Below are 20,853 nucleotides of genomic sequence, written 5' to 3' on the forward strand. Positions count from 1 at the left end.
TTAAAAAATTAAGCTCTAAAAGCTGAAAACCGAGACTGTGACTGAGACTAAAAACTGAGACTATTTTTCCTTTCTGGTAAAGCAATCTTCGACGTGATCGTTGACCATTCCTGTGGCTTGCATTTGAGCGTAAATTACGGTTGAGCCTACGAATTTAAAGCCTCTTTTTTTTAGGTCTTTACTAATTTCGTCTGAAAGTGGAGTAGTGGCAGGGACGTCTTTTAGTGTTTTTGGGTTGTTGTCGATTGGTTTTCCGTTGGTGAATTTCCAGATATAATTAGAGAAACTTCCAAATTCTTCCTGCACTTTCATAAAGGCATGTGCGTTTGAAATGGTAGCGCGAATTTTAAGTTTATTGCGAATGATTCCGCTGTCTTGTAAAAGGGATTCAATTTTTTCTTCGGGATAATGGGCTATTTTTTTATAATCGAAATGATCAAAAGCGGCTCTGAAATTTTCTCTTTTATTCAAAATAGTAATCCAGCTTAAACCCGCCTGAAAAGTTTCTAAAATTAAAAATTCGAATAATGACGCATCGTCGTAAACGGGTCTGCCCCATTCTTCGTCATGATATTTTTTGTATAAATCGCTGGCAGAACACCAACCGCATCTTATTTTGTCTTCCATTATTTTCCTATTTTCCAATGATACCCTTTTACAGAGGGAATATATGCAGAGTTTCCAATGATAATTAAGTCGTTGTAGATCTTTTTGTTGTATTTTATTCCGATTGCTTTTCCTGATGTGTACATTTTATTGGCTTCGAACTTGATTTTCATTCTGGCATCTGTAAATTTTGCGTCGGATATTTTTTCAACAAGCCAGGTCGATTTCCATTTAATGGCAATTTCGTCTTCGGCCGTTTTGGTGATGCTTTTTATTAATTTTACACCTTCTTTCGGGATGTTATGATCTTCGATTAATTCTTTTTGGGTTAATGTTTCTCCGGTTTTGCAAGTCGAAAGTAATTTTTTGAAATAGCTAAAGCCTTTCAGTTTTTCATTGTCTAATGTTCCTATTTCAGTACTGTCTTTTGTAATTGTTGCTTCGTTGACGACGGTTTTATCGTTTTTTATTTTCGCGGGTAATATTGTTTTGGCTATAGAATCTTTGACAGCTGTTAAGGTTTCTGCGGTGCTTTTTGAGATGTCTTTTATTTGTGTTGAAATTGTTGTTGTCGATTTCAATAATTGTTCCCGATCTGTTTTATTGCAGCTAACGATGCAGCATAAAATAAAAATCAGAATTGTGTTTTGATTTTTCATTTGATAGTGTCGTCTTTTTTTTCTGCAGCAGTATCTTCATCAAGATATTTTTTTATTAAATGGTGTCCCAGATAAATTAGCGGAGTTAGTAAAACAGCCACCGAAAGTTTAAAAATATAACCTGTTAGTCCAGAAGATATAAAAGTTTCGAAATTAATTTTTCCTGGTAACCAAAAGGCAATTCCAAGAACAATAAAAGAGTCAAATAGCTGCGAAATGACAGTTGATCCTGTTGTTCTGAGCCATATTTTTCTTTCTCCTGTTCGTCTTTTAAAGAACCAAAATATCCAGACATCAATTAGCTGAGATGCCATAAAAGCAATTAAACTACCTACAATTATCCACATACTCTGGCCAAAAACAGCCTGAAATTGTTCGTCGTTTACAGGACTAATTCCTTTTGCGGCCGGAATTACGATGGCCATAAATAATATTAAAAAAGCATAGGCAATTAAACATGCTGTTATAAAAGACAGTTTTTTTACGCCTTTCTCGCCAAAATATTCATTGATTAAATCTGTGGTTAAAAAAACGATTGGCCAGGGTAAAATACCAATACTCATTACAAATGGTCCAATTTGAATTAATTTTCCTCCAATGAGTTCAGCTACAACGGCATTGGTTATAAAAATGCCCGCAAGGACTACAAAAACAATTTCTTTTCGGGTTTTAAACATGTGATGTGGTAAATGATGTGCCAAATTTAAACTATTTCTTTATAACAGGAAATGGGTAGTTATGAATTAAGTGGAGTGAGATGCTAATCTGAAAGTTAAAATTTTACTTCGAATGCTGATTTTTGGTTACATTTGAAACAATAACATGTTTTATTTTTATTTTAAATCAAATTAATGATAATGAAAAAATTAATGACAATTTTTCTCATGGGAACAACTTTATTTACGGCCACTGCGCAAAACAATTCAGATAATCCGTTGCTGAAAAAATGGACAGGGCCTTACGGAGGAGTTCCTGCTTTTAATGAGTACAAAGTTTCGGATTTTAAACCGGCACTTCAATTTGCAATTCAGGAAAAACTAAATGAGGTTGATGCTATCGCAAATAATCCAAAGGCACCAACTTTTGATAATACAATTGCTGCTTTAGAGCGTTCAGGAAAGACAATTGCCCGAATTTATACCGTTTACGGAATTTATGGTTCTACTTTAAGTACTCCGGAATTTGACGCTGTTGAAACAGAAATGTCTCCTAAACTGTCTGCTTTTAATGATAAAATTTTACAAAATAAAAAATTATTCACTAAAATAGAGACGTTATACAACTCAAAAGAAAGTAAAAAACTGACCAGCGAACAACAACGTTTGATTTGGTTGTATTATACTGATTTTGTTCGTGAAGGAGCAAAACTGAATGAAAAAGACAAAGAAAAAGTAGCTAAGATTAATCAGGATTTAGCGAGTCTTTTTACTAAATTCAGTCAAAACTTATTGGCAGAAGAGCACAATCAATATGTAGCATTAAAAACAGAAAGCGATTTTGATGGTCTGCCTGCTGAAGCAAAAAATGCTGCGATAGCTGAAGCAAAAAGCAGAAAATTGGATGTGATGGGTTGCGTTGCAAACACACGTTCGTCTATTGAGCCATTTTTAACTTTCTCGACTCGTAGAGATTTAAGAGAAAAAGCTTTTGAAATTTTTGTAAAACGTGGTGATAATGGCAATGCAAATGATAACAATGCAACACTTGTTTCTATTTTGCAATTGCGTACTCAAAAAGCAAATTTGTTAGGTTTCCCTACTTTTGCTGACTGGAGTTTGTCTAACAAAATGGCAAAAGATCCTAAGAAAACATTAGATTTAATGTTATCGGTTTGGGAGCCTGCTGTAGAAAAAGTACATCAGGATGTTGCTGAAATGCAGAAAATTGTGGATGCCGAAGGTGGAAAATTTAAAATTCAGCCTTGGGATTACCGTTATTATGCTGAAAAAGTTAGAAAAGCAAAATACGATTTAGATCAAAATGAGGTAAAACCTTATTTGCAATTAGAGAACTTACGTGAAGGTATGTTTTGGGTTGCAGGTGAATTATTTAATTTAAGCTTTAAACAAATTACCAATGTTCCGGTTTACCACCCTGATGTTCGTGTTTGGGAAGTAAGTAATAAGATTACCGGTAAAGTGGTGGGATTATGGTATTTTGATCCTTATGCTCGTGCAGGAAAACGTTCTGGCGCGTGGATGAATGCTTACCGTGACCAACAAAAAATGGATGGAGAGGTTCTGACAATTGTTTCTAACAATTGTAATTTTATAAAAGGAACGGGAAGCGATCCGGTTTTGATTTCGTGGGAAGATGCTACAACTTTATTTCATGAATTTGGACATGCGCTTCACGGATTATGTTCTAATGTAACGTATCCAAGTTTAGCAGGAACATCTGTTGCGAGAGATTACGTAGAATTCCCATCTCAATTGTTAGAGCATTGGCTGGCTACTCCTGAGGTGTTGAATAAGTTTGCTTTGAATTATAAAACAAATCAGCCATTGCCACAATCATTGGTAGACAGAATTGAAAAAGCGTCTAACTTTGGTGAAGGATTCTCTACTGTAGAAACAATTTCGAGTTCGTTGATTGATATGAAGCTACATTTAACAACTTCACCTATTGATCCTCATAAATTTGAAAAAGAGACTTTAGAAGCGCTTCATATGCCTTCAGAAATTGTAATGCGTCACAGAATTCCTCAGTTTGGACATATTTTCTCTGGTGATGGATATGCTGCCGGATATTACAGCTACTTATGGGCAGATGTAATTAATGCAGATGCTTATGAAGCTTTTACAGAAGGTAAAGGACCGTATGATAAAGAGGTTGCAAAACGTCTTTATGATAATGTTTTTAGTGTAGGAAACACTATTGATCAGGAGAAAGCTTACGAGAACTTTAGAGGAAGAGCTCCTAAATCTGATGCTTTAATGCGTGCGAGAAATTTCCCGATTAAGGATAAAAAATAATAAGATTAGATTCTTGTTGAAATCCTCGGATAATGTAATTATTCGGGGATTTTTTTTTGGAGTTTGGTATTGAATTTTTTGCCACAGATTTGTGGATTATAAAGATTTTAGTAGCAAGTTTATCAGGTTTGCTAAACTTTGTCAAAGTTTAAAGCCAAGAGTGTAAGAAACTTTTGTGAAAACCCAATTTTAAAGTTGGTATGCGCATTTTTGTCATTTCATAAATGACAAAGTTGGTACCTAATTTAATTTCTGTCTTCAAAAACATAGCCCGTGGTTTCAACCACGGGAGCACAATATGAGGCGTAATAATATTGCACCGCGTGGTTGAAATCACGGGCAATGTCTGACAAGTTTAAAAGTGAAAAAACCTTGTCAAAGTTTAAGAAAAAGTTCCTTGCGTTCTTGGTTTAAAACTTTAACAAATTTCTCCTGTTCTGATGTAAACCTTAAATTGCAGCCTCTTTATTAATCTTATAAATCTGAGCGAAGACAAGAATTATTAAAACAAAAAAAAGCCCTGAATAAATGAATATTCAGGGCTTTTTATATTGAAATAATATATTAACCTAAAGTAACTCTTTTGAAACCTGTGATTTCAACGTTGTATCCTTTAACGTAATCACCAACTTTTTTACTATCGTCTTTGATAAAGTTTTGATCTAACAAAGCTTTCTCTTGATCTAAAGTAGTATTGTCAGAGATAAAACGTTGAACTTTTCCTGGGATAATTTTGTCCCAAATTTGCTCTGGTTTACCTTCAGCTTTTAATTCAGCTTTAGCATCTTCTTCAGCTTGTTTTAAAACTTCTTCAGTCAATTGAGAGAAAGAAATATATTTAGGAACATTTTTTAAAGTTTTTCCTAAACGTTTTGCTTCTTCATTATCCTTTTCGATTACAGCAATACGAGCAGCAAGTTCAGATTCAACGAAAGCAGGATCAAAATCTTTGTAAGATAATGTATCAGCTCCCATAGAAGCAACTTGCATAGAAACATCTTTAGTTAAAACGTCAGCGTTAGGAATTGCAGCAGAAATTGCAGTTAATGCAGCAATTTTGTTAACGTGAACATAAGATCCAACGAAAGCACCTTCTAAAATTTCAAAACCACCGATTTCGATTTTTTCACCGATAACACCAGTTTGCTCGATTAATTTTTCAGCAACAGTAATTCCGTTGAAATCTGAAGCTAAAAATTCTTCTTTAGAAGAGAAGTTAATAGCTCTTTCTACTAATTCTTTAGCCAAGGTTACGAAAGCTTCATTTTTACCTACGAAATCAGTTTCGCAGTTTAAAGTGATGATAGCTCCTTTAGTATTGTCAGCATTGATAAAAGAAACAGCAGCTCCTTCAGATGAGTCACGGTCAGAACGGTTAGCAGCAACTTTTTGTCCTTTTTCTCTAAGGACTTGTATAGCTTTATCGAAATCTCCATCAGCTTCAACTAAAGCTTTTTTACAGTCCATCATTCCGGCACCTGTAGATTGTCTTAATTTATTTACGTCTGCAGCAGTAATTGTTGCCATAATATTTTGAATTTTAATGTTAAAAGTAAAAATTCCATCTTTTAAATTCTAAATTCCAATTTTATTAAATTATCAACATAACGTTTTTAATTTGTGGTTGGATTTTAGAATTTAAAATTTGGAATTTAAATTTGATTTATTCTTCAGTTGCAGGTGCAGCAGCTTCAACAGCTGGCGCAGCAGGAGCAGCTTCTACAGCAGCAGGAGCCGCAGCTTCTTCTGTTGTAGCTTCAGTTTCTTTGTCAGAACCTCTGTCAGAAAGACCGTCGATTACAGCAGCAGTAACTAAAGATAAAATTTTGTCAATTGATTTAGAAGCATCATCATTTGCAGGAATAACGTAATCAACCTCTCTTGGGTCAGAATTCGTATCAACCATTGCGAAAACTGGAATGTTTAATTTTTGTGCTTCTTTTATTGCGATATGTTCAGCTTTGATATCTACTACGAACAATGCAGCTGGTAGTCTAGACATGTCAGCAATTGAACCTAAGTTTTTCTCTAGTTTCGCACGTAGACGATCAACTTGCAAACGCTCTTTTTTAGATAACGTCATGAAAGTACCATCTTTCTTCATTTTATCAATAGAAGACATTTTTTTAACTGCCTTTCTGATAGTTACAAAGTTAGTTAGCATTCCACCAGGCCATCTTTCAGTGATGTAAGGCATGTTTGCAGCTTTTGCTTTTTCAGCAACGATGTCTTTTGCTTGTTTTTTGGTAGCTACGAATAAGATTTTTCTACCTGATGCAGCGATTTTTTTCAAAGCTTCATTAGCTTCTTCAATTTTAGCTGCAGTTTTATATAGATTGATAATGTGAATACCATTACGCTCCATATAAATGTAAGGGGCCATGTTTGGATCCCATTTTCTAGTCATGTGTCCAAAGTGAACACCTGCTTCTAGTAAGTCTTTTACTTCTATTTTGTTTGCCATTTTTGTACTAGTTTACGTTCTGTTGATTAGCAATGTATAAATGGCGGTTTCCCAGGCTTTATACATTTAGATGCTAAACTATTTCCTACCTCGGTAGGAGAGCAACAACAACTGTGTTTTTTAATTTCAATAAATAATTGATCATGTCTTGTCCTAATTGAACAAGACAGGTAATATTAACGTTTAGAGAATTGGAATCTCTTACGAGCTTTCTTCTGACCGAATTTCTTACGTTCAACCATTCTTGGATCTCTTGTTAATAAACCTTCTGGTTTAAGGATACCTCTGTTTTCAGCATTTACTTCACACATAACGCGTGCTAATGCCATTCTTACAGCTTCTGCCTGACCAGTTGAACCACCTCCGTAAACGTTTACTTTTACATCAAAGTTGTTTACATTTTCTGTCATAGACAATGGTTGTAAAACTTTGTATTGTAAAGTTGCAGTTGGAAAGTAAGTTGCGAATTCTTTTTTGTTTACAGTGATTTTTCCTGTTCCTTCAGAAACATATACACGTGCAACAGCGGTTTTTCTTCTACCGATTTTGTGAATAACTCCCATTACTTAAGATCGTTTAGGTTAACAGTTCTAGGTTTTTGAGCTCCTTGTTTGTGCTCAGCTCCTACAACAACATTTAGATTTCTAAAAAGTTCAGCTCCTAATTTGTTTTTAGGTAACATTCCTTTTACAGCTTTTTCTACTAATAATGCAGGGTTTTTAGATTGCAATACTTTAGCAGTTAAAGTTCTTTGTCCTCCTGGGTAACCTGTATGACGTACGTAAACTTTGTCATCCATTTTTCTACCTGTAAGGTTAATTTTTTCTGAGTTGATAACAATTACGTTATCTCCACAGTCAACGTGTGGTGTGTAACTTGGTTTGTACTTACCTCTTAAGATCATTGCAACCTTTGAAGCAAGACGACCTAAGTTATGACCTTCAGCGTCTACAACAATCCACTCTTTAGTAACAGTGGCTTTGCTTGCTGAAATTGTCTTGTAGCTTAATGCGTCCATAATATTATTTTAATTAAACATTCCATCCCCAATAAAGGGGATGCAAAAGTACAATTAATTATTTTAAAACCAAATACCTGAAAAGAATATTTTATCTGCTGAAAATCAGGACATCAGTTTTATATTTAAAACAATAAAAAAAAACCACCTTCACAATAACGCGAAGGTGGTTCAATATTTAGAATTGTTTTGTTAAACAATAAAGATATTTGCGATGTCAACGACCTGTTGTGTCGTAAGTGGCTCATCATAAGCTTCTGATCCTGCGGAAGCTCCAAATGCAGCGGCTGTATTAAATCCGGCTTGTACTGTAACGCCTTCGCCAGCATAAACGGCTTGAGTAGCTGCTGGCATTCCTGCACCTCTTTCATCATTAGAAATCCATCCTTTTAGTCCGCGTAGTCGTCGCACTTCTGATGCATGACGTGCTTCTACAGAGTGTATTTGTAATGCTGCAGTCAATAAATCTGGTGTAGAAATTAAATTTCCTGCCTGACCTTTATAGGCTCTTACGCCTGTATCTTCAAAGGCTTGTGCCAATGCTAAAAAGGTTTGATAGTCGCCAAACGGATTAAATGTTCCGCCCACAGTAAAGTCAAAAGTAGGTTTTGCAACAAAATTAGCACTTGCTGGTCCGCCTAGTCCTGCAATTAAAAATTTAACATGACTGGATTCGTGTGCTGCTATTTGCTGAAAAACTTTTAAATCACGTCCACCGTTTTCTGATGCAGGAATTACTCCTGAATCTAATGCCATGGCGTAAAATTCGTTTTCCAGATATTCTAAAGTTAAGGCAAATTGCAAAGCTCCAATAGGTGTTGCAGGTGTTGCTGTGATATCTTTTGCTAATGCCTTGTTTGCCATTGCAGATAATCCAAACGGGATTGATGCATATGCCAGTGTTTTTCCTATGTTTCCAAACTGATTAAAACTATCTCTTCTAGAGCCAGTGCTTCTCATTAAGCTGTCATCAGTAAATGTTTCTATAAATTTTAAAATATTCATAATTTCTAAGTTTTAGCTAGTTAAGATTAAGGTAAATATTTGGCAGTAAATTTTGTGGTAATAAATCCTCCGGCAATTGGTAGAATTTTAGAAGGATCTTTGGCAGCATCTAAGCCATTTGATGCAGTTACAATATCATCACCGGCAAAATCCTTAGAATTAGGATTGATTAAACTTCTGATAGCCGAAGCATGTCTGGCTTCTACCGAAACAATTTTTCCGGCTAATAATAAGTAGTCAGCACTTTTAATTAATTTTCCTGCTCCATTATAAGCAGCAACTCCGGTATCTTCCAATGCTTTTGCTGTTGCAAGAACTTCGGTACGGCTGTTGAAGTTAAGGGATCCGTAATTAAAAGCAAGAGTAGGAAGTAATTGAGAGCTTGGATTAGGTAGTGCTCCTGATAAAGCTGCTTTAAAAAAGTCTCTGTGAACTACCTCATGATGATACAAATCAGTTAAAACCTGACGTTCAATAGGGTTGAAAGTTGCGTTAAAATTTGTCGCATTTACAACTTTAGTATAAAAATCGGCTTCAAGTTGTTCAAGAGCATAAGCATAAGTTAATACTCCAAAATCTCCAGAGCCTAAATCAAAAACACCATTTCTAATTCCTGGTAGGGATGTGTCTTCCATATCGTTATCATTGTCATTATTGCTGCAGCCAGCTATTACAAGACCTGCGCCTGCTAATGCCAAGCCGCTGAGCTTTAAGAAGCTCCTTCTGTTATTCAATGAAGGGTCAACCTCATGAATTTTAACTTCGTTTTTCATAATCAAGGTTTTTTAAAAAGGTTAATAACATGTATTAAGTTATTAACGAAATTTTATGAGATGCGGTTTTGAAAAATCGCACTATTTTAAAATTATTTTAAAAAGACCTTACAAATTCAAATACTGGTAGGTGTTTTTTGTTTTATTTTAGGTAATTCTACTATATTTGTACTAATTACATAAAATTATTTTTAAATGAAAGCTAAAGCAACTCTAAAACAAATTGCGAAAGAATTAGGCGTTTCTGTATCTACGGTTTCTAAGGCGTTAAATGACAGTCCGGAAATTAGTGAGCAAACGAAGGTGAAGATTAAGGAGTATGCCAAACTCAAAAATTATAAACCGAATGTTATTGGTCTGAATTTAAAGAATCGTAAGACGAAAACAATTGGTGTAATTATACCTAATATATTAAACTCCTTCTTTGCTAAGGTTTTTAGTGGTATCGAAAAAGTAGCCGATAAAAAAGGATACAATGTAATCACGTGTATTTCGAATGAATCTTTAGAGAAAGAAATTCATACACTTGAAATGTTGAGTAATGGTACAATTGACGGATTTATTTTGTCAGTTTCTCAAGAAGCTCAGAAACTTCAGGATTATAGCCATTTCTCTGCTATTATAAATGACGGAACTCCAATTGTAATGTTTGACCGTATTGCAGATGAAGTAGAATGTGATAAAGTGATAGTTGATGATTTTGATTCGGCTTTAAACTCAACACAGCATTTAATTAATTTAGGATGTAAAAATATTGCCTTAATTTCTTCTGTAGATAATTTAAGCGTTGGAAAATTAAGAGCAGATGGATATTTGAAAGCTTTGGCGGATAATAATATTCCGGTAAACGAGAAAATTATTCTTCGTACCGATTCTGAAGATGATATGAAAGCTAAGATTGATGCAATTTTCGATAACAAAATCGACGCTATTTTTGCTTTGGATGAAAATGATTCAGTTGCTGCTTTACGTGTAAGTTTGAAAAAAGGATATAAAGTACCTGAAGATATTTCGATTATAGGTTTTGCTGACGGAATTTTAGCTTCAAGACGTTTATCGCCAAGTTTAACAACCGTAAGTCAACACGGAATTGAAATTGGAGAAGTTGCTGCCAAACAATTGATCAAACGATTAGAAGAGTCTGAAGAAGAAACTTCGGATTATGAAACTATCGTTATTAAGACGAAGTTGAAAGAACGAGAATCGACAAGAAAAAAATAAAAAACAAAAAAACCATTTGCCGCAACGAATGGTTTTTTGTTTTTAACAATGTTTTTAATCTGTTATTTTATTTTTTGACAAGGTATAGATTTTTGGTTTCGTTGTCAGAAATTATGGTAAACTTCAAATTAGGATTAAAATAATAGCTGTATTTTTCTTTTACTGAGTTTTCCATTTTTTGTTTATTGTCACTTGTGGAGTCATATATTGATCTTTCCTTATTGTCATAATCATCCAAATAAACATCTTCTTTTTTAAATTTTAGTGTGTCTTTTTCAAAAGCGATATTGATATACGCAATTCCTTGCCAGTAATAATAAGTATATGGACTGTTAGATTGAGTCTGTCCAGCCATATTTGATTCGTATTTTAATTTCTGATAGTATTTGATTTTTATTTTATCGTAAGGTATATCGCTTAACAGATTTTCATTAATGATTTTTTTATTATGATCATCGCTTTGAATTCGGGCATTTTTCGATATCTCTGAACCAACTCCATATAGTACATGCCATTGGTTATTTGCAAAATAAACTATGGATTCTCTTTTGTCAACAGGTATTGAGTCATCTCTCCATGCATAAAAAGGTTCCAGATAAATAGAATTTGGAACTATAGTGTCGTAATAATATTTTGATAATCTTTCGGTAGTCCAGGTTAAGTCTTTGTTTAAGGCGATAAATGCTTGTTTTGCTTTGTTTCCATCTGCTGGCCAAGTTTGATAGTATAAAAACGCTTTGTTTACTATTTGCTTATTAAGTAAAACAATATCACCAAACTCAGATTGATCTGAAGAGGAAGTTTTAAAGGTTGTTGTGTCTAAAACTTTTCCAAAGGAATCTAACTTAAATAATGTGTTAGAAAAATTACTACCACTATTTCCTCCTCCATGATCAAAGGCTTCTGTTTTGGTGATCACTTTAACCATGATTTTATCATTAGAAATTGAAAGAACCTGAAAATTAAAATTATATGCTCCTCCTTTATGAAATAATGTTATGTCATGATTGCCGAATTTTTTTACTTCGGATAAATTTTTATAATAGACAAGTTCGCTTGGTAATTTTGTGCGAGGAAAAAGATTTATAAAAAAAGTATCAATACCCAAAGCGAGGCCAACATTAATTTGATATACTAAAAACAAAATGATTATTGTCGCAATGGAGTATTTGATTGTTTTCTTTTTCATTTCAGTTTTTAATGAGCTTCCGGTCAATCTTTACCCAAACCAATTTCTATATCTAAAGGAACACTCATTATGATTGGCGAAAATTGGTTTAAATTCAATGTCTTTTTTATAATTACATTGTGGATTTTATTTAAGAATTTCTTGCAATTAAAATTAATCCCAATATAAAAGGAAGGGAATAAAAAGCTAATATGACATAATTGGTATTTCTTAAATATATTTTATTCTTTTTATTAAGGTTAGAAGCCTCAATTAAAAGGGCAACAATTATTAAAAAAAGGATAAAAAGAGAAAAGAAAAAAGCGATATATGCCATTCCTATGTTGCCTGAATAATCTACAATCGAGTATAATAGAAAAAAAATAAAAAGAGGAATGATTATTCTGATCACGATGTGAACAATTATGTTGAATACATCTGAGTCTGTATCTTCTTCTTGTTGAGTATTTTTAATCTCAAAAAGTTTATTTAATTCTTCATTCATGATACTCTTTATTTATTGTTTTTTGTATAATGCTACAAAAAAAGGCAATAATCCGGCATACGCTACAAATTCTAGAAATCCTATGATTTGTGATAACCGATAGTATACTGCCTGATCTATTGGTATTGATGCAACAGATTGTATAAACCAAAATAAATTTACTGTTCCAAGTATGCAAATTGATATTATTGCTAATAAGGTATTTTTTTTCATTTTTATTTAAAGAAGATTAATCTTATTATTTTATATTTTTTGCAATGTATGAATTTTCTTGTTCATTATTTTGGTTTTAATGAAGAGACTCTATTGAGAAATAAATGTAATAAATGTTTATTTAATGCGCTTCCAGCCAATCTTTACCCAAACCAAGTTCAACATCTAAAGGAACGCTCATCATAAATGCATTTTCCATTTCGTGTTTAATCATAGGCTGAATTTTCTCGAGTTCATCATTGTGAACATCGAACACAAGCTCATCATGTACCTGAAGTAACATTCTTGATTTCCAGTTTTCTTCTTTTAATTTTTTGTGGATGTTGATCATCGCGATTTTAATCACATCGGCAGCACTTCCCTGAATTGGTGCATTTACAGCATTTCTTTCGGCAGCACTTCTAACCACGGCATTTGCAGAGTTAATATCTTTTAAATATCGGCGACGGCCTAAAATCGTTTGTACGTATCCATTTTCACGGGCAAATTCTATTTGTTCGTTAATATAAGATCTTAATCTTGGATAAGTTTTGTAATACGCTTCAATCAAAGCAGCACTTTCGCTACGGGACAATGAAGTCTGATTACTTAAACCAAAAGCAGAAACACCATATATAATCCCGAAGTTTACCGTTTTGGCATTACTTCTTTGTTCGCGCGAAACTTCATCCAAAGGAACATCAAAAACTTTTGCAGCAGTTGCTTTGTGAATGTCTTCTCCGTTTTTGAAAGCGGCAATCATATTTTCTTCTCCGCTTAAAGCGGCAATAATTCTTAATTCTATCTGCGAGTAATCCGCAGAGATTAAAGTATGGTTTTCATCGCGAGCTACAAATGCTTTACGAATCTGACGACCTCTTTCTGTACGAATTGGAATATTCTGCAAGTTCGGATTATTAGAACTCAAACGTCCCGTTGCGGCAACAGTTTGCATGTAATCAGTATGAACACGTAATGTTTTTTTGTCTACTTGTTCCGGCAAAGCCAAAATATAAGTGCTTTGTAGTTTTACCATTTGACGCCAATCCAGGATTTGTTTTACAATTGGATTGTCGTTTGCTAAATAAGTCAAAACCTCTTCGCCAGTTGCGTATTGACCAGTTTTGGTTTTCTTTTGTTTTGCTCCGCCAATTTTTAATTTATCAAATAAAATATCTCCTAATTGTTTTGGAGAGGCCAGATTGAATTTCTCGCCGGCGGTTTCGTATATTTTTTCTTCCAGAGATTTAATTTCGATGTCCATTTCTTTAGACATTATACTTAAAAACTCAACATCTAAACGAATTCCTTCTGTTTCCATATCGGCTAAAACGCTTACTAATGGAATTTCGATTTCGTCGAATAACTTCTTAGTTTCGGTTTTGTCTAATTCGGCAGTAAAAAGTTCTTTTAATTGTAATGTAATATCAGCATCTTCTGCAGCATATTCCTTGATGTCTTCAAGAGCTACATCACGCATTGTAATTTGATTTTTTCCTTTTTTACCAATTAATGTTTCAATTGATTTTGGAGAATATTTCAAATACGTTTCTGCTAAAATATCCATATTATGGCGCATATCCGGATTAATCAAATAGTGCGCAATCATGGTGTCAAAAAGTTTTCCTTTTACGATAACGCCATAATTAGAAAGGATCTTTAAGTCGTATTTTAAGTTTTGACCAATTTTTTCGATGTTTTCATTTTCGAAAAACGGTTTAAATTTATCTACTAAAATCTGAGCTTCTTCCTGACTTTCCGGAAACGGAACATAAAATGCTTTTCCTTTTTCATAAGCAAAAGACATTCCTACTAGTTCTGCGTGCAAAGCATCCAGGCCAGTAGTTTCAGTATCAAAACAAACAGCAGTCTGTTTTTGTAAATTCTGCAAAAGCAATTTAATTCCTAAATCACCTTCAATGGCTTGATAGGAGTGAGGTGTGTTTTCTAAAGTATTGTAAAACGAAGTTCTCTCTTCTGTGTTTTCATCTGTAGTGGCACCGCCTCCAAAAAGATCAAACTGATCTTCGTTTTTGGGTTGTGGTTTTTTGTACAATTTAGCATCCGAAGGCTGACCTGCATTTGCTAGTTCATTTCCGCCGCCTGCTTTAAATAAATTATCAAATTGTTCGGCCATTCTTCTAAATTCCAATTCCTGGAAAATAGCATCAGTTTTTTCGATATCAGGACGCGAAAGTTCGTAGTCATTTTCATTAAAAACTACATCACAATCGCATATAATAGTGGCTAATTTTTTAGATAAAATTCCTTTTTCTTTATTGGCTTCGATATTCTCTTTCATTTTACCTTTCAGTAAATGCGTGTTTTCAAGAAGGTTTTCCATCGAACCAAATTCTTTCAGGAATTTTTTGGCAGTCACTTCGCCAACTCCTGGTAATCCAGGAATGTTATCGACAGCATCTCCCATCATTCCAAGAAAATCAATTACCTGTTCTGGTTTTTCGATTTCAAATTTTGCCAAAACTTCAGGAACTCCCCAAATTTCGATACCATTTCCCATACGGGCTGGTTTGTACATAAATATATTTTCAGAAACCAATTGAGCAAAATCCTTATCTGGTGTTACCATAAAGACTTTGTAGTTTTCTTTTTCAGCTTGTTTAGCAATTGTTCCAATCAAATCATCTGCTTCGCAGCCTTCTATCTCTATAATAGGAATGTGCATTGCTCTTAATAATTCCTGAATATAAGGCACGGCAATTTTAATTGCTTCCGGAGTAGCGTCACGATTGGCTTTATATTCTGTAAACATTTCGGTTCTTACATGACTTCCGCCTTTATCAAAAGCTACAGCCAAATGATCTGGTTTTTCACGTTTAATAACATCCAAAAGCGAATTCATGAATCCCATAATCGCTGATGTATCCATTCCTTTTGAGTTGATTCGTGGATTTTTTATAAAAGCATAATAACCACGAAAAATTAATGCATAAGCATCGAGAAGAAAAAGACGTTTTTGAGTTGACATAAAAAAAATTATTAGTCTGTAAAAATAAACAATTGGGTCTCAAAAAATAATCAAAAAAGAAATTTTTTACCATATAAGTAATATAAGTTCATTTTAGTAGAGATGAATAGCATTGTAAAGACGCGAAGCAGTATGTCTAATATCTCGTTGATAAAATTAAATGAACTTATATTACTTATATGGAGGAAAAAGCCCCAATAGTTAATGTCAAGTTAAAATATTTATGCAGGAGGTTTTCTTCATTTTGTCTTCATATTACAGGGGTACATTTGATCTATAAAATAAAAGGAATCAATTTTAAAAAATAGAAATCATGAGAAATTTATTAATGCTATTAGTAGCAGTTTTAGGAACAAGTGTAATGGTAAGTGCATTTCCTGCAAAAGATATTAAAACAGCTCCGGCAAAAGAAGTTAAAGCTGCAAAACATTCAAAAAACAAAGCGGATAAAAAAGTGAAATCAGAAAAAAGCGAGGCTACTAAAGTAGAGACAGCTAAAGTGAAAAAATAAGAAAAAAGGAATTATAATATAAAAGGTTATTTAATTTAAAAATCAAGACATCATGAAAAATTTATTTATTGTATTAGCAGCGGTTTTAGGAACAAGCGCAATGGTTAGCGCTCAAACAACTCCAACTCAGGCAACACCTGCAAAAGAAGTTAAAGCGACAAAACATCATAAAAATAAAGCTGATAAAAAAGTAAAAGCAGAAGCTCCAAAGGCAGAAACTTCAAAAGTAAAATAAGAAAATAGGTTGTTATAAAAGGTTAATTTAATTTAAAATCAAGACATCATGAAAAATTTATTTATTGTATTAGCAGCAGTTTTAGGTACAAGTGCAATGGTTAGCGCTCAAACAACTCCAACTCAGGCAGCTCCTGCAAAAGAAGTTAAAGCTACAAAACATCACAAAAACAAAGCTGATAAAAAAGTAAAAGCAGAGGCTCCTAAAGCAGAAGCAACTAAAATGAAGTAATAAAAGTTGTTTTTGTTTTGCTTTCAAAGAATTGTAAAGGAGGCAAAACAGAAGTAATGATTATGAGAATGCAGATGGAGAAAGCTGGTAAAGAAATTTATCAGCTTTTTTTAATTCGTTAATTTTTTAATAATGCGCAATAATGTTTTTTAGAATTGATTAAATTTAGTTGCGCTTAAATGCTCTGTTATGAATATTTTAATTGTTGAAGATAATAAGGAACTAGCTGTTGAAGTTTATGATTTTTTATGCAACGTAGGTTATGTTTGCAAGATTGCTCATAATTGTGCCGATGCCCTTGAAGAAGTAAATAGTAACGATTATGATGCGATGCTTCTGGATCTTGGTTTGCCTGACGGAGATGGATTTGAGGTTTTGCAAACGGTTCGAAAAACAAAATCGAAAATAGCGGTTATTGTTCTTACGGCGCGAGGTGAATTAGATGACAGAATAAATGGTCTGCATCTTGGTGCCGATGATTATTTGACTAAACCGTTTGCATTAACAGAACTTAGTGCGCGTTTGTTTGCTGTAATTCGCAGAATTCATGGTTTTACTGTAAACAGTTTAAGTATTCACGGTTTTTTGCTGCAGCTTCAGGATTATAAAGTGAGCTACGATAGTGTTCCAATTAGTCTTACCAAAAAAGAATTTGATATTTTTCAGTATTTGGTTTTAAACAAAAATCGTGTAATTACCAGATTACAACTTACAGAACATATTTGGGGAGATATCCTCGAGGTAAATTCAGATTCTAATTTTATAGATGTTCATGTTCGAAATCTTCGTAAAAAACTCGACAAACATACGGCTATAGATTGGTTTGAAACCGTTAGAAATGTTGGTTATCGTATTAATGAGTAAATAAAATACTGTGAAGATAAAGCATCAATTGGCTATTTTTAATGCACTAACAAGGTTGTTGGTGATTTTGGTTTTATGGCTAATGTTGCCTATTCTGGTCGAAAATGTTGTTTACAGACATATTAATAATGGATTGCTGGAAAAAAAACAAAAATTCATACAACATTTAGATCAAAATGAAATAAATGATTTTATCGAAAATTCAGATGATTCAACCGAAACCTATTCGCAGTTTTCTACCTTACATAGTGAGTTTTTAGTACTTTCTAAATCGCCTGTAAAAATTGCCAAAAAGAAAGCTGTTTTTACTAATGAATATCGCATTATAGAAGGTGAAGAAAATGAATACAGAATTTTGCAATATCATTTTACTTTTGGCAATCAGGGATATAATTTAGAAATAGGAAGCAGTCTTGCTGAAATAAATGACCTTACTTTTATCATCAGGTTTTTTATTATCATTGTTTTTGTGGTTATCCTGCTGATTACCTTTTTGGCAGATACTTTTTATATTGAATATTTACTGAAGCCTTTTTATAAAATTATTGATACCAAAATAAGGCGTGTCAACGAACCTGAAGCATTTGATCATACGCCAATAAAAGCAAGGTCGAGAGATTTTAGGGAGCTCGATTTTGTTTTGAACCAAATGATGGATCGTATTGCAGAGCTTTTTAAAAAAGAAAAACAATTTATTTCGAATGTTTCGCATGAATTGCTTACTCCTATAGCTTTGCTTAAAAACAAGTTTGAGAATTTGCTTCAAAATGATTCTCTTGATGATAATGCTTTCGATAAAATTGCAGGTTCGTTAAGAACTTTAGATATGCTGAAAAAAATTATCAATAACTTATTGTTGATTTCCAGAATCGAAAACAATCAGTATGAGGCAAATGAAAGTATTAATTTTCATGAACTTGTTACTGATTTGCAAGAAGATCTGGAGGATAGGATAGAAGACAGGGAAATTCAGTTTTTAAACAAAATGCAGCATGATTATATCTTTACAGGAAATAAAACACTTATTCATATTCTGATTTATAATTTGGTAACCAATGCCATAAAATACAATAAGCCACAAGGAAGCATTGAAGTTACAGATGGTTTTTTAGAAAATAAATATTTTATTTCTATAACTGATTCAGGCATTGGAATGAATGATTCTCAAATCGAAAATATATTCAACAGGTTTGCCAGAATAAGCTCTGATCAGGAAGGTCAGGGGTTAGGGCTTGCGATTGCGGATAGTATTGCATCTTTTCATCATATCGAGATAAAAGTTTCTTCTGCTTTAAATGAAGGTACAACCTTTATGTTGCTGTTCCCGGAGGTTTTAAAACATAATTAAACGTTAATTTTTTCAAAGTCGTTCAATCTTCATTTTGTCTTCATTTAGCGTATATATCTTTGAGGTATAATAAATGAAAGTATTAATAATCATAAAAACTTCAATCATGAAAAAATTAGTAATGTTAGCAGTAGCTGTTTTAGGAACAACTGCAATGGTAAGCGCTCAAACAACTCCAGCACAAACAACTCCGGCAAAAGAAGCAAAAGCTCCTAAGAAAGACAAAAAAGCAGATAAAAAAGCTAAAAAAGCCGAAGTAAAAGCTGAAGCAGCTAAACCAGAAGCTAAAAAATAAAACAACGCAGGTTTGATTTAAACCGTGTTGTGGATTATAAAGGTTTTAAAAAATTTGGTAGAGAAAAAGCTGGTAGAGAAATCTATCAGCTTTTTGTTATTTATTTGAGTTAAATTTTTGATAATAAAAAGCAATAAAAAATTCATTCTTTGTTACTTTGCTTAAAACTATTAAATAATGATCTTACGTTTTGTACTGCTATGTGCTCTTTTTTTATTTATTGAGTTCTATTCTTATCAAGCCTTTCGTACTTTAATCAGATTAAGATGGGTTTTGGTGAGTTATCAAGTTATAAGTTTACTGCTTTTAATTTTTATCATTTACTCTTTTACGCAATTTGATCGTTCTGTTGGGCAAACCAAGCAAACCATGTTTACAATGGGTTTGATGTTATTGGTTTATGTGCCAAAAATAGTTTTAACGCTAGTAATGTTTGGCGAAGATATTTTTAGAATAGGAGCAAGTATTTTAAACTATTTCATGTATAATGCCCCTCGCTCAGAAATGATGCCAAACAGACGAAAGTTTGTGAGTCAGATTGCATTAGGTTTGGCGGCGGTTCCTTTTTTATCATTGATTTACGGAATTTTTGAAGGGAAATATAATTTTAAAGTTTTCAGACAGACGATTTATTTTCCTGATTTACCGGATGCTTTTGATGGATTTAAAATTACTCAGATTTCAGATGTTCATAGCGGAAGTTTTGATAATCCGGATAAAATAAATTATGCTATTGATTTGATTAATGAGCAGGAAGCGGATATGATTTTATTTACAGGAGATATTGTAAATACTCATGCTAAAGAAATGCATCCTTGGTTAGAAACTTTCAATAGAATAAAAGATTATAAATACGGGAAGTTTTCAGTTTTAGGAAATCATGATTACGGAGAATATGTTACATGGCCTTCTGAAAAAGAAAAAGATGAAAACTTCAAAGGAATAAAAAGTCTTTACGGACAAATAGGATTTGAACTTTTGCTTAACGAACATACTTATATCCAAAAAGGCGATGATAAGATTGCACTTATTGGAGTAGAGAACTGGGGGCATAATTTTAAAAAGGCAGGAGATTTAAACAAAGCATCTCAAAACGTGCATCAGGACGATTTTAAAGTGCTAATGAGTCATGATCCGAGTCATTGGGAGTATGAGATAAAAAATCATCCTAAAAACTTTCATTTAACGTTGGCGGGTCATACGCACGGTATGCAATTTGGAATTGAAATTCCGGGATATTTTAAGTGGAGTCTTGCGCAATACATTTATAAACAATGGGCAGGATTATACGAAAATGTTGGCCGATACGTTTATGTAAATCGCGGATTTGGTTTTCACGCTTATCCGGGACGAGTGGGTATCATGCCCGAAATTACAGTGATTGAACTAAAAAAAGGGAACAATGTGGCTTAATTCGTTAAAAATGCTACATTTGTATATAATTATCTCTTTTTAACAGAATAAAAAAGAATTAAATTTTTGGTTTTATGTCAAAATTTGGAGAACTTATAAATGCTCAGGTTCCGGTGTTAATTGATTTTTACACAGACTGGAACGAATCATCTGTATCGATGCATCCTGTTATTAAGGATGTTGCGGCTGCGCTAGGCGATAAAGCCAAAGTGATTAAAATTGATGTGGATAAAAATCAGGAATTAGCAGAAGCGCTTCGTATAAAGGGATTACCTACTTTAATGATTTATAAAGAAGGACAAATGATCTGGAGACAATCGGGCGAACTTGATGCCAATACAATTATCGGAATTGTCCAGGAACAATTCAATCTATAAAATA

Annotated in this window: 23 protein-coding genes; 10 read left to right on the top strand and 13 right to left on the bottom strand. The window is 33.3% G+C overall.

Annotated elements, in window-relative coordinates; translation table 11 throughout:
* Nucleotides 1–60: 60 nt before the first annotated feature.
* Genes LNP81_RS08870 through LNP81_RS08880 form a run of 3 tightly spaced genes read right to left on the bottom strand, consistent with a single transcriptional unit; the run spans nucleotide 61 to nucleotide 1,942 of the window.
* Nucleotides 61–627, bottom strand: coding sequence for a DNA-3-methyladenine glycosylase I (locus tag LNP81_RS08870; protein WP_230035108.1), 567 nt, complete (start codon nucleotides 625–627; stop codon nucleotides 61–63).
* The gene (locus tag LNP81_RS08875) at nucleotides 627–1,265 is read right to left on the bottom strand and encodes a hypothetical protein (protein ID WP_230035110.1); all 639 of its coding nucleotides are present in this window, start codon (nucleotides 1,263–1,265) and stop codon (nucleotides 627–629) included. Before LNP81_RS08875 ends, LNP81_RS08870 begins: the two co-directional genes overlap by 1 nt.
* Nucleotides 1,262–1,942, bottom strand: a complete 681-nt coding sequence (locus LNP81_RS08880) for a queuosine precursor transporter (protein ID WP_230040892.1) — start codon at nucleotides 1,940–1,942, stop codon at nucleotides 1,262–1,264. Before LNP81_RS08880 ends, LNP81_RS08875 begins: the two co-directional genes overlap by 4 nt.
* A 180-nt stretch (nucleotides 1,943–2,122) precedes the next feature.
* Here LNP81_RS08880 and LNP81_RS08885 point away from each other — a divergent pair, with 180 nt between their 5' ends.
* Complete coding sequence (locus LNP81_RS08885) at nucleotides 2,123–4,240, top strand: M3 family metallopeptidase (protein WP_230035112.1); 2,118 nt, start codon at nucleotides 2,123–2,125, stop codon at nucleotides 4,238–4,240.
* 564 nt (nucleotides 4,241–4,804) lie between these two features.
* Here LNP81_RS08885 and tsf read toward each other — a convergent pair.
* The 6 genes from tsf to LNP81_RS08915 all read right to left on the bottom strand — a co-directional run bounded on the left by tsf (nucleotide 4,805) and on the right by LNP81_RS08915 (nucleotide 9,500).
* A complete protein-coding gene (gene tsf / locus LNP81_RS08890) occupies nucleotides 4,805–5,767 on the bottom strand; it encodes a translation elongation factor Ts (RefSeq protein ID WP_230035114.1) in 963 nt (320 codons plus the stop codon).
* A 136-nt stretch (nucleotides 5,768–5,903) separates the two neighbouring features.
* On the bottom strand, nucleotides 5,904–6,704 hold the full coding sequence (rpsB, locus tag LNP81_RS08895) for a 30S ribosomal protein S2 (RefSeq protein ID WP_072954405.1): 801 nt from the start codon (nucleotides 6,702–6,704) through the stop codon (nucleotides 5,904–5,906).
* 176 nt (nucleotides 6,705–6,880) lie between these two features.
* Nucleotides 6,881–7,267 (bottom strand): 30S ribosomal protein S9, encoded by a 387-nt coding sequence (gene rpsI, locus LNP81_RS08900; protein ID WP_099710716.1) that lies wholly within the window; start codon nucleotides 7,265–7,267, stop codon nucleotides 6,881–6,883.
* Nucleotides 7,267–7,722, bottom strand: coding sequence for a 50S ribosomal protein L13 (rplM, locus tag LNP81_RS08905; RefSeq protein ID WP_230035116.1), 456 nt, complete (start codon nucleotides 7,720–7,722; stop codon nucleotides 7,267–7,269). The genes rpsI and rplM overlap by 1 nt, the downstream gene beginning before the upstream one ends.
* A gap of 192 nt (nucleotides 7,723–7,914) precedes the next feature.
* On the bottom strand, nucleotides 7,915–8,727 hold the full coding sequence (locus tag LNP81_RS08910) for a ferritin-like domain-containing protein (protein ID WP_230035118.1): 813 nt from the start codon (nucleotides 8,725–8,727) through the stop codon (nucleotides 7,915–7,917).
* A 26-nt stretch (nucleotides 8,728–8,753) separates the two neighbouring features.
* Nucleotides 8,754–9,500: a ferritin-like domain-containing protein gene (locus tag LNP81_RS08915; protein ID WP_230035120.1), complete on the bottom strand. Its 747-nt coding sequence runs from the start codon at nucleotides 9,498–9,500 to the stop codon at nucleotides 8,754–8,756.
* A 195-nt stretch (nucleotides 9,501–9,695) separates the two neighbouring features.
* Between LNP81_RS08915 and LNP81_RS08920 the strand changes: the two genes are divergently transcribed.
* The gene (locus LNP81_RS08920; protein ID WP_230035122.1) at nucleotides 9,696–10,721 is read left to right on the top strand and encodes a LacI family DNA-binding transcriptional regulator; all 1,026 of its coding nucleotides are present in this window, start codon (nucleotides 9,696–9,698) and stop codon (nucleotides 10,719–10,721) included.
* Between the two features lie 67 nt (nucleotides 10,722–10,788).
* Here LNP81_RS08920 and LNP81_RS08925 read toward each other — a convergent pair whose 3' ends face one another.
* From LNP81_RS08925 to polA, 4 genes are all read right to left on the bottom strand, one after another.
* The gene (locus LNP81_RS08925) at nucleotides 10,789–11,910 is read right to left on the bottom strand and encodes a hypothetical protein (protein WP_230035124.1); all 1,122 of its coding nucleotides are present in this window, start codon (nucleotides 11,908–11,910) and stop codon (nucleotides 10,789–10,791) included.
* A gap of 130 nt (nucleotides 11,911–12,040) precedes the next feature.
* Entirely contained in the window at nucleotides 12,041–12,394 is a 354-nt protein-coding gene (locus LNP81_RS08930) for a hypothetical protein (RefSeq protein ID WP_230035127.1), read from the bottom strand.
* Between the two features lie 12 nt (nucleotides 12,395–12,406).
* Nucleotides 12,407–12,607 carry a hypothetical protein gene (locus tag LNP81_RS08935; protein WP_230035129.1) on the bottom strand — a complete coding sequence of 67 codons (201 nt, stop codon included), beginning with the start codon at nucleotides 12,605–12,607 and terminating at the stop codon, nucleotides 12,407–12,409.
* 121 nt (nucleotides 12,608–12,728) lie between these two features.
* Nucleotides 12,729–15,575, bottom strand: a complete 2,847-nt coding sequence (gene polA, locus LNP81_RS08940) for a DNA polymerase I (protein WP_230035131.1) — start codon at nucleotides 15,573–15,575, stop codon at nucleotides 12,729–12,731.
* Nucleotides 15,576–15,888: 313 nt separating this feature from the next.
* Here polA and LNP81_RS08945 point away from each other — a divergent pair, with 313 nt between their 5' ends.
* The 8 genes from LNP81_RS08945 to LNP81_RS08980 all read left to right on the top strand — a co-directional run bounded on the left by LNP81_RS08945 (nucleotide 15,889) and on the right by LNP81_RS08980 (nucleotide 20,849).
* Nucleotides 15,889–16,086: a hypothetical protein gene (locus LNP81_RS08945; RefSeq protein ID WP_230035133.1), complete on the top strand. Its 198-nt coding sequence runs from the start codon at nucleotides 15,889–15,891 to the stop codon at nucleotides 16,084–16,086.
* A gap of 52 nt (nucleotides 16,087–16,138) precedes the next feature.
* Nucleotides 16,139–16,321 carry a hypothetical protein gene (locus tag LNP81_RS08950; protein ID WP_230035135.1) on the top strand — a complete coding sequence of 61 codons (183 nt, stop codon included), beginning with the start codon at nucleotides 16,139–16,141 and terminating at the stop codon, nucleotides 16,319–16,321.
* A 48-nt stretch (nucleotides 16,322–16,369) separates the two neighbouring features.
* Nucleotides 16,370–16,552, top strand: coding sequence for a hypothetical protein (locus LNP81_RS08955; protein WP_230035136.1), 183 nt, complete (start codon nucleotides 16,370–16,372; stop codon nucleotides 16,550–16,552).
* 189 nt (nucleotides 16,553–16,741) lie between these two features.
* Nucleotides 16,742–17,416: a response regulator transcription factor gene (locus LNP81_RS08960; RefSeq protein WP_230035137.1), complete on the top strand. Its 675-nt coding sequence runs from the start codon at nucleotides 16,742–16,744 to the stop codon at nucleotides 17,414–17,416.
* A 10-nt stretch (nucleotides 17,417–17,426) separates the two neighbouring features.
* The gene (locus tag LNP81_RS08965; protein WP_230035138.1) at nucleotides 17,427–18,764 is read left to right on the top strand and encodes a sensor histidine kinase; all 1,338 of its coding nucleotides are present in this window, start codon (nucleotides 17,427–17,429) and stop codon (nucleotides 18,762–18,764) included.
* Between the two features lie 106 nt (nucleotides 18,765–18,870).
* Complete coding sequence (locus tag LNP81_RS08970; protein ID WP_230035139.1) at nucleotides 18,871–19,059, top strand: hypothetical protein; 189 nt, start codon at nucleotides 18,871–18,873, stop codon at nucleotides 19,057–19,059.
* 177 nt (nucleotides 19,060–19,236) lie between these two features.
* Entirely contained in the window at nucleotides 19,237–20,472 is a 1,236-nt protein-coding gene (locus tag LNP81_RS08975) for a metallophosphoesterase (RefSeq protein ID WP_230035140.1), read from the top strand.
* Nucleotides 20,473–20,546: 74 nt separating this feature from the next.
* On the top strand, nucleotides 20,547–20,849 hold the full coding sequence (locus tag LNP81_RS08980; RefSeq protein WP_068844990.1) for a thioredoxin family protein: 303 nt from the start codon (nucleotides 20,547–20,549) through the stop codon (nucleotides 20,847–20,849).
* The last annotated feature ends 4 nt before the right edge of the window (nucleotides 20,850–20,853 follow it).

This window comes from Flavobacterium piscisymbiosum (genome assembly GCF_020905295.1).
Classification (GTDB): Bacteria; Bacteroidota; Bacteroidia; order Flavobacteriales; family Flavobacteriaceae; genus Flavobacterium; species Flavobacterium piscisymbiosum.